We start from the raw sequence: 8,900 nt of genomic DNA, 5'->3' as shown, positions 1-8,900 counted from the left end.
AGTGTTCACCCTTGTGTGTCTGGCGCGGGCCGATTCGGGGTGTCGAGCTCTGTGAAGACACTTCGCGTGGTCTGTTTGTGCAGGTCAGCCAGTTGCGCTGTGCGTGCACGTACCCTGACTACAGGCACGCTCGGGGAGGGGTACGACGTGGTGGACGATCCGGGCGCTCGTCTGCGGGCTCTCCGGCTGCGGCGTGGCTTCTCACAGGAGAGGCTGGCTGACGAGGCTGGGCTGAGCGTGTCGACGGTGCGGAAGATTGAGCAGGGTGGAAGCGCGCGAATCGAAACGCTGCGCACACTGGCCGGTGCGTTGGATACGGAGACGTCGTCGCTGTTCGGGGCGCGTTCGCCTGAGCCGGTGACTGATGCGATGGAAGACGAGAAGCTGAATCTGCTGCCGCTGCGCCAGGTCCTCACGCCTGCTGTCGGCTTGATCGGCGTTTCGCGGTCGCCTGCTGGCAGGTCAGTGCGGGAATCACAGTCTCAGCTTCGAGATGCGCTGTCGAACGCGGTCCGCGTCTACCAGAGTGACGACTTCGGCGCGGTGGCTGCGATGTTGCCGGTGATGATCGAGGAAAGTCGCGGGCTTGTCGACGGCGCGGAGAACGAGGATGATCGGCGGGAGGCGGCGCGGCTGCGGGCGGAGATTTTCCAGATCGCGGGTTGGTTTCTGACCCAGGTACGTCAATACGATCTTGCCTATGCGGCAATTCGCGATGCGATGCGAGATGCGCTTGATTCCGGGGATCTGCTGACGGCCGCGGTGGGTGCCATCTCGCAGTCATGGCTGTTTGTGCGTCAGGGGCGGTTCGATGACGCGGAGCGGCTTGCTCGGGAGACAGCATCGCAGGTTGAGCCGCGCCTGTCGATAGCGAGTGATGCGGAGCTGTCGGCGTGGGGATGGTTGTTGCTGCGTGGCTCGGCAGCGGCGGTGCGGAATAACCGGGTTGATGCTTCGGATGACTTCTTGTCGCTTGCCGAGGTCGCCGCGTCCAGGCTCACTGGATCTGGGGCCACTGGCCGATACCACCAGTATCTGACGACGTTCGGTCCAAACGTTGTGCGGATGAAGCGAGCTGAGGCTCTGATGATCGTTGATGATCCGCGTGGGGTACTGCGTATCGCGGAGGACGTTGGCGGCATCGGAGGGAAAGTGCGGCGGTCGGACAACTACAGCCGTCATCTGCTTGACGTGGCGGCTGCGCATGCGGCGCTTCGGGACTTCGGGGATGCGGTCGACGTGCTGACGCTGCTGCTTCGCGGCGCGCCGGAGTGGCTGCGACATCAGCGCAAGGGTAAGGACGTTCTGAGCACGGTTCTGCACTCGCGGAAGCGGAAGCTGAGCTCGGAGCTACGTGAGCTTGCCGACTTCATGCAGGTGCAATAGATCGTTTAGCTACCGCATAGCGCGGTAGTTGCGCGTAGCGCATCGAGCGAACTACCACGTTACACGACTCGTCCCGATTACCGGTTGGCGTTAGGTTCTTCGCATGGCCTCCGGGGCTGGTTGAGATGGGAATCGGTTTTGGGAATCGGTTTCCTGTTTCCTGGCCTCGGGGTGCCCTTTCGTCACCTCTATTGGCTGGAGAACCTATGACCTGGCGATCCTGCATCATCGGCAAATGGGAGCTACCCGTCTATGGGCGTTGACCGCGTCCGTTGGCAGCGTTCGTCCTCGGCGGACTGGGAGCTCGACGTGGGGGATCTGCCGGAGCTGCGGGTGGGCTATCAGGACGGTCTGATCATCGGTCTGCTCCCCGAACCGCTCGGCCCCGATGCGGACGGCCAGCAGATGATGGCGTCCGACATGGTGGATGCCGCGCCGGATGTGATGGTCGGGGCGGGTATCGGCGTCGTGCAGCTGTCGACGGTGGGCCTGGTGATGCTGCATCGGCGGTTCACGCCACTGGTGCAGTCCCGGGTGGCATGGGCGGTGGGCATCCGATTGCGGCGGCAACGCCTGCTGGCGGGTGCGGATCCTCGGGTGGTGATGACGGGGGCACGCCCGACGGCGAATCTGGTGCCGGCCGGGGTGAGCTTCTCCGGGTATCCGGTGCGGCTACGTGAGGACGCTGCCGTGTCGGTGGTGGAGGTGTGGGAGGTGCTGTTTCCGGCCTTGATCATCGCGGAGGAGCCCTCCCCGGCCTGACCGTATCTGCTCCGCGGAGTTGAGACGCGCGTACTCCGCCGAAAACCGTGCGATGGGGTCAAAGATCGGCACTTGTTTTTCCAGCCCGGAGAGCCATCCCCACCCCCGAGACAGCCCCACCGACAACCCACAACACCCCGGTTCGGGGCTCTCCCCCGCCTCGGTTCTCCTGCTCGATGCGCTCGGGCGCGGCCGGTCAGGCCATGGTCTCCAGGATGGCGGCGATGTCCGCCGGCTCGGTGCACGGATTGATGATCGCGAAGCGGGTCACCGTCTCCCCCTCGTGAACGGTCGGGGTGACGAAGGCGAAGCCTGACTGCAGCAGCTTTTCCGTCCACTCGTAGTATGTCTGCGGCGGCCAGTTCAGACGCCGCAGAACAACCACGGAAAGCTGGGGTTCACGCACGAGCTCCACGTAGGGCAGCGCCCGGATCTGCTCTGCCGCGGCGCGGGCGGTGGCCAACGACTTCTCGACAGCGGCACTGTACGCACGGGTACCGTGCACCGCGAGCGAGAACCAGAAGGGCAGGCCGCGCGCCCGCCGGGACAGGCCGATCGCGTAGTCCGCCGGGTTCCAGGCGTCTGGGGACTCCAGGACCTTGAGGTAGCCCGCCTTCTGCGCATGTGCCGCGCGGGCCAGCGCTGGTTCCCGGTAAATCAGCGCGCAGGCGTCGAACGGCGCGAACAGCCATTTATGCGGGTCGACGATGAAAGAATCCGCCGCCGCCACACCGGCAAAAAGATGACGGACTGATTCCGCGGCCAACGCGGCCAGCCCGTAGGCACCGTCCACATGTACCCAGATACCACGTTCACGGGCTACTTCGACAATACCTCGAATATCGTCGACAATACCGAACTGCGTGGTACCGGCTGTTGCCACGACCGCGAAGACCGTGTCCGACACAGCGGTACCGGCAAGGTCCAGTGCCTTCGCCAGGGCAGCGCCGGTGAACCGTCCATCGGGGTCCGTCGGAACAACCAGGACGTCGACACCCATAATCCGGGCGGCGGTCTCGATCGAGGAATGTGCCTCGGAACCGCAGACGACGCGCCACGCTATGGGCCCGGTGTTGGGACCTGTCGCCCGGTGCCTGGCCTGCTGCGCCGCGTGTCTGGCCGTGACCAGCGCGGAAAGGTTACCAACCGTCCCCCCCTGGACGAAGACACCGCCGGCCTGGAGCGGGAAACCGGCCAGCTCGGCCAGCCAGCGTAGTGCCTGGTTTTCCGCGTAGACGGCGCCAGCGCCCTCCAGCCAGCTGCCCGCGTATACCGAGGAGGCTCCGACAACAAGATCGAACAGGACTGCGGCCTTGGTGGGAGCCGCCGGGATGAACGAGAGGTTGCGTGGATGATCGACCGAAATGCAGGCCCTGGACAAGAGCGTGTCGAAAAGGTCGAGCACCGCGACGCCGCCCATACCGTCGGGAGTTATGGTCTCGCCCACCGTGGCGGCGAGGTCCGCATGTGACCGGGAGCCGTCCAGCGGGACCGGATGCATACGCAGGCGCTCCCGCGCATAGTCAACAATGGCCTGGGTCAGATCCTCGCTATCCCTGTCATAACGATGCACGGAACAGATTATAGCCAGCTGCACCTGACAATAGAGGCCGAATATCACGGCGAAAATATGTGCATTTCATGTGCATTGACGCACGGCCGGAAACATGCAAAAAATAATACGGAACAGGAACGTCCGGCGACAGGGGCCTGGATCAAGGAGCGGGGCTGGGGCGCGTGCCTCGCGAGGCGGCGGAGGGAGCCACCGGAGGTGCTGGGTGGCGACCGACGAGCCGGGGTACCCGTGCATCGCGCAGCGATGGACGGGGAGCGATGACGCGAGGTGCGTGCCCCAACCCCGCGACGCCGCGTCCCCTGTTGCCGGTCGCTCTTACCGCCGGAGCCCCCAGCTGCCGCGCTCCAGGTGTGCACCGCACGGCGATCGTCACGGACGCGAGCCGATCCGAGCCCGCGGAACGGGGCGTGGCGCCCAGACGGATCATGAATGATCAACAAAAAGTTGACCATCGACCAACTGGCCGTCAGTCAGTTGGTCGACAGCACGACCGCAGCCTTCTCAACGGGACCGGCCGAACAGCCCGGATCGGTGGCAGGCCGCAGCCTGCCCTTTGACGGGTATCCGAGTGCCGATGACGGGTATCGGAGCGCCGACCGTGGGCCACGATTACCCGCGGTCAGAGGCAGATGCTCGCTGGATCGCCCCAGGCGCGCGCGGAGCCGCGATCGCGCGCCCCGTGGCCTGCTGACTCGGCTCAGACGTCCTGCTTGCCCCGCCTGCGAAAGAGGAAACCGCCGCCAGCGATGGCGGCCAACAGGGCGATCAGCGCGAAACGCTTCATTGCGTACCTCCACGATGCGGACAAAAGGCGTTACAGAACATTCCAACACCGGCATCGCCCCTGGCGCATCGGCCATGGGACACACCAGCAATATCATCTTGACCAACGGACCGAACCACGCGGATCGGTGACGGACCAAGCCTGAGCATGCCATGCCCACCGCCAACGGGAGAGCAGGCAGGCCCGGATGCCGACCCATCATACGGACGCCGTTTCCCAGCCGCCGGGCAGCCCAACCGCGACGATCTCAAAGAAGATCACGAATAGCTATGGTCTGATCCCGGCCGGGGCCGACCCCAACCGCTGACACCGGCGCTCCGGCCAGCTCCTCAACAGCCTTCACGTAGTCGCGAGCGGCCCGCGGCAGCTGGTCGAAGGAGGTGGCTCCCGCAATGTTCTCACCCCAGCCCGGCAGCTCATCGTAAATGGGCCTGGCGTGGTGAAACTCGGTCTGCGTCATGGGCATGTCGTCGTGACGTACACCATGAACATCATATCCGACACAGATCGGAACTCGATCAAATCCAGACAAAACATCCAATTTGGTGAGAAAAATATCAGTCAGTCCGTTCACCCGTACGGCGTAGCGGGCGATGACAGCGTCGAACCAGCCGGTACGCCGCGCTCGACCGGTGGTCACACCAAACTCGCCGCCCACGGCACGGAGCTCATCGCCGACCTTGTCGGTGAGCTCTGTCGGAAACGGGCCAGCGCCGACCCGGGTCGTGTATGCCTTGCAGATACCGATCACCCGCGTGATCCGAGTCGGACCGATGCCCGAACCGGTCGCGGCCCCGCCCGCCGTCGGGTTCGACGAGGTGACAAACGGATAGGTTCCATGATCAACATCTAGCAGCGTACCCTGCGAGCCCTCAAGCAGGACAACCTTACCATCACGTAATGCCCGATCGAGGACAAGCCCGGTATCGACGATATGCGGCCCGAGCTGGCGAGCGTATCCGGCGTACTCCTCGACGATCGCATCCGCGTCGAGAGCCCGCCGATTATAGATCTTGGTCAGTATCTGGTTCTTCTCCCGCAGCGCCAGCTCCAGCTTGGCCCGGAAGATCCCGGGATCGAGCAGATCCTGGACGCGAATCCCGGTCCGGGCGATCTTGTCACCGTACGTCGGACCTATCCCGCGACCCGTCGTCCCGATCCGGGCCTTGCCAAGGTAACGCTCTGTAACCTTATCGAGCGCACGATGATGCGGCATGATCAAATGAGCGTCCGCACTGATCAGCAGGCGGGATACATCGATACCACGGGCGGTCAGCCCGTCCATCTCCTGGAGCAGGACCCCAGGATCGATCACAACACCGTTACCGATCACGGGCACACAGTCTGTCCGTAGCACACCGCTCGGAATCAGATGCAAAGCGTAGCTTTCCTCGCCGATGACAACTGTGTGTCCGGCGTTGTTACCGCCCTGGTAACGGACGACGAAGTCAACCGCCCCACCAAGGAGGTCAGTCGCTTTTCCCTTGCCTTCATCGCCCCACTGGGCGCCGATGAGCACGAGCGCGGGCACCGAGCGAGGTTACCTGGCCCGCCGGCCATGGAGTGCGGAAGGCCAGCGCACCCTGATATCGATCTAGCCCGACAAGGGAGAAGCCGCGCCTTCTCCAGACCTTCGCACGCTCCGTGGCACGCCAATCAGCCAGAAAAAGAATCATGGTTCTTTCGGCTTCCGGCGACCCAGGAAGATCCAGAAGAGACTCAAAAAAAGATCATCATGCAGGGCGCCCCAGGGCACCCGAGGTGCGCGGGGGGCATACTTGATCGTCTAAAAGAAAGTCCTACTTGCATTACCAAGAGTTACTGTGGAGGCTGTTCTGGTAACAGGAGTAGTCGATCGGGACGGGGGTGTCACGGTGGCCGCTGTCACCGCCCGGTCCGTGCCTGCCGAAGGCTCCGGCCAGAGCACCGGCACGGCGGACGACCTGGCATCGGAGAGCGCTTCCGCCAACCGACGGCGACACGAACAAACGATCAGCAGGGAGCCGTCGGTCCCTTCGCCGCATCCGTCCAACAGATCCCTATCAGCACAGCCGGTCCAGCCGCCAACGCCGGCCGGGGACCCGCCTGGGAGAGGCCTGACCACACTGAATCTGCCCAATACCCCCCTGCCGCCAGCGCTGCGGCAACCCGACGGGGACGGCTCACCGGACAGCTCGCCACCCGTCGCGGCCGCGTCAGCCGACCCCCGGCCCGACAGCCTGGTCGGTCCGCTCACGGTTCACTGGACACCGGCACTGCGCACCAATCTCGTTCGCCAGTCGCAGGCAGCGAGCCCGGTTGTCGGTATACGGGCCTGGCCAGTCGGCTTCTCGCCCATCGGCGACCTGCTTCCCGCCACGCTGCCCGAGGTGCTCAACCGCGGCAGCCATGCGGTGCGCAGCGCCAAGCAGGTCGAGGAGCAGCGCAAGGAACGCGCGGACGCCATCGCCAACTACGCGGTCGCGCAGATTGCCGAGTTCCTCGCCATCTGCGCGGCCGAGGAGCTTGCCCCGACCTTCGCGATCCGAGTGATCGCGGACCAGGAACCGGATCCACCCGCCGACGGGACGCCTCGACGCGGGCGGCGCGCCCAGCCACGAGCCTGGCCGATACTCCACTGGCGCAATCAGAGTTTCCCGTATACCGGCCGATCCCTGCACCTGTTCGTGGACTCCGCCGGGCGGACCTTCGAAAGCCGCGAGGATCCCGGGCCACGGGCCGTCCTCGGTCGCGAGGTCCGGGTGTGGCCGGTGGACCTCCACACGGTCATCGGGGCCATGGCGGAAGTCGACGCCCGGCGCTGCGCGCACCAGCTCGTCTACGCCATGGCGCACCTGCTCTGGAATGCCGGCATCAGCCTGTAAGCGCCAGCTCCGTAACCGCCAGCTCCGCAACCGCCAGCTTCGCCCGCAAGTCCGGATAGCGCGGTCGGCACGGGCGCTACCCTGTACCGCGTGCCCTCCCCCACCGACCGCGACGACCGCGACGCGGGCGCCGTGACCGGAGACGAGTCCGGACGCTGCGCGCTGGCAGCCCGCCGCCGGCAGACCAGGCCGGCACGGGTGGCGAGGTGAAGATCCTCGTCGTCGGTTCGGGCGGCCGGGAACACGCGCTGTGCCGAGCGCTGGCGCGTGACCCGGCGGTGGGCTCGTTGGTCTGCGCCCCCGGTAACGCCGGCACCGCCGAGCTGGCACAACCGCATCCGCTCGATGTCACGGACCCGGACGCAGTGGCCGACCTGGCCGAAGCCGTCCAGGCGGAGCTGACCATCATCGGCCCGGAGATCCCCCTGGTTGCCGGCGCGGCCGACAAGCTGCGGGCCAGCGGCCAACGCTGCTTCGGGCCGACCGCCGCGGCCGCGCGGCTGGAGGGCAGCAAAGCCTTCGCCAAGAACGTGATGCGCGCGGCCGGCGTTCCCACCGCATCATCACGTGATCACACCGAGGTCGAGCCAGCCCTCGCCGATCTCGACGAGTTCGGCCCGCCATACGTCGTCAAGTACGACGGTCTCGCCGCGGGCAAGGGCGTCACCGTCACCGCTGACCGGCAGGCCGCGGTCCGCGCGGTGCACGCCTGCCTGCGCAATCCGGGCGACCGGGTCGTGATCGAGGAGTATCTGGACGGACCAGAGGTCTCCCTGTTCGCGATCGTGACCGAAGCCGGAGCCGTCATTCCCCTGCTGCCCGCCCAGGACCACAAGCGGGTCGGGGACGGCGACGCCGGACCGAACACCGGCGGGATGGGCGCATATACGCCGCTTCCGTGGGTACCGCACGGCTTGTCCACCCAGGTCGTCCAGACGGTTATCCAGCCCACCGTGGACGAGATGGCGCGCCGCGGCACCCCCTTCCACGGCCTTCTCTACGCCGGTCTCGCCCTGACCTCCCGCGGTGTACGGGTGATCGAGTTCAACGTCAGGTTCGGGGACCCCGAGATACAGGCGATCCTGGCCCTGCTGTCCAGCCCACTGACCGGCGTCCTGACCGGGCAGCAGGCACCGGTGTGGCGGTCCGGCGCCGCGGTCACGGTCGTCGTCGCGGCGGCCGGCTATCCGCGGGCGCCGAGAGTCGGTGATCCGATCAGTGGTCTTGCCGCCGCCAGTGCCCTCACCGGCGTGGACATCCTGCATGCCGGAACCCGCCGGGACACCGATGGCAGAATCGTGTCGTCCGGCGGGCGCGTGCTGTGCGTCACCGCGATCGGCTCGCATCTGGAGGCCGCGAGAGGATCAGCCTACGAAGCCGTCAGCCGCATCTCCCTGGCCGGCGCACACTACCGGACCGACATCGGGGACCCGGGCCGGTTGGGCTACTCCGGGCCTCCGGCCGTGCGACCCACATCATGATCGCACGCCCTTTGGCCCATATTCTCCGCCAAGCCTCCGGCCGTGCG

The 8,900-nt window shown here is 66.0% G+C and carries 6 protein-coding genes; 4 read left to right on the top strand and 2 right to left on the bottom strand.

Annotated features, from left to right (window positions below; genetic code table 11):
* Window positions 1-99: 99 nt before the first annotated feature.
* The gene (locus MJ785_RS08490; protein ID WP_239380344.1) at window positions 100-1,386 is read left to right on the top strand and encodes a helix-turn-helix domain-containing protein; all 1,287 of its coding nucleotides are present in this window, start codon (window positions 100-102) and stop codon (window positions 1,384-1,386) included.
* A gap of 252 nt (window positions 1,387-1,638) precedes the next feature.
* Complete coding sequence (locus MJ785_RS08485; protein WP_239380343.1) at window positions 1,639-2,148, top strand: hypothetical protein; 510 nt, start codon at window positions 1,639-1,641, stop codon at window positions 2,146-2,148.
* Window positions 2,149-2,344: 196 nt separating this feature from the next.
* Here the strand turns inward: MJ785_RS08485 and MJ785_RS08480 are convergent, their stop codons facing one another.
* The gene (locus tag MJ785_RS08480) at window positions 2,345-3,721 is read right to left on the bottom strand and encodes an aminotransferase class V-fold PLP-dependent enzyme (RefSeq protein ID WP_239310202.1); all 1,377 of its coding nucleotides are present in this window, start codon (window positions 3,719-3,721) and stop codon (window positions 2,345-2,347) included.
* Between the two features lie 1,034 nt (window positions 3,722-4,755).
* The gene (locus MJ785_RS08475) at window positions 4,756-6,039 is read right to left on the bottom strand and encodes an adenylosuccinate synthase (RefSeq protein WP_239310201.1); all 1,284 of its coding nucleotides are present in this window, start codon (window positions 6,037-6,039) and stop codon (window positions 4,756-4,758) included.
* Window positions 6,040-6,331: 292 nt separating this feature from the next.
* Between MJ785_RS08475 and MJ785_RS08470 the strand changes: the two genes are divergently transcribed.
* Both MJ785_RS08470 and purD read left to right on the top strand, forming a co-directional pair.
* The gene (locus MJ785_RS08470; RefSeq protein WP_239310200.1) at window positions 6,332-7,372 is read left to right on the top strand and encodes a hypothetical protein; all 1,041 of its coding nucleotides are present in this window, start codon (window positions 6,332-6,334) and stop codon (window positions 7,370-7,372) included.
* A gap of 206 nt (window positions 7,373-7,578) precedes the next feature.
* Window positions 7,579-8,853 carry a phosphoribosylamine--glycine ligase gene (purD, locus tag MJ785_RS08465; RefSeq protein WP_239380341.1) on the top strand — a complete coding sequence of 425 codons (1,275 nt, stop codon included), beginning with the start codon at window positions 7,579-7,581 and terminating at the stop codon, window positions 8,851-8,853.
* The last annotated feature ends 47 nt before the right edge of the window (window positions 8,854-8,900 follow it).

The organism is Protofrankia sp. CiT1 (genome assembly GCF_917627335.1).
In the GTDB taxonomy this organism is placed as follows: Bacteria; Actinomycetota; Actinomycetes; order Frankiales; family Frankiaceae; genus Protofrankia.
The sequence above is the reverse complement of the archived record's forward strand: the minus strand, read 5'-3'. Positions and strand labels throughout refer to the sequence as shown.

What these genes read in the sequence shown, in the direction of transcription:
- MJ785_RS08485 (WP_239380343.1), top strand. Translation starts at nt 1,639, where the DNA reads ATGGGCGTTGACCGCGTCCGTTGGCAGCGTTCGTCCTCGGCGGACTGG.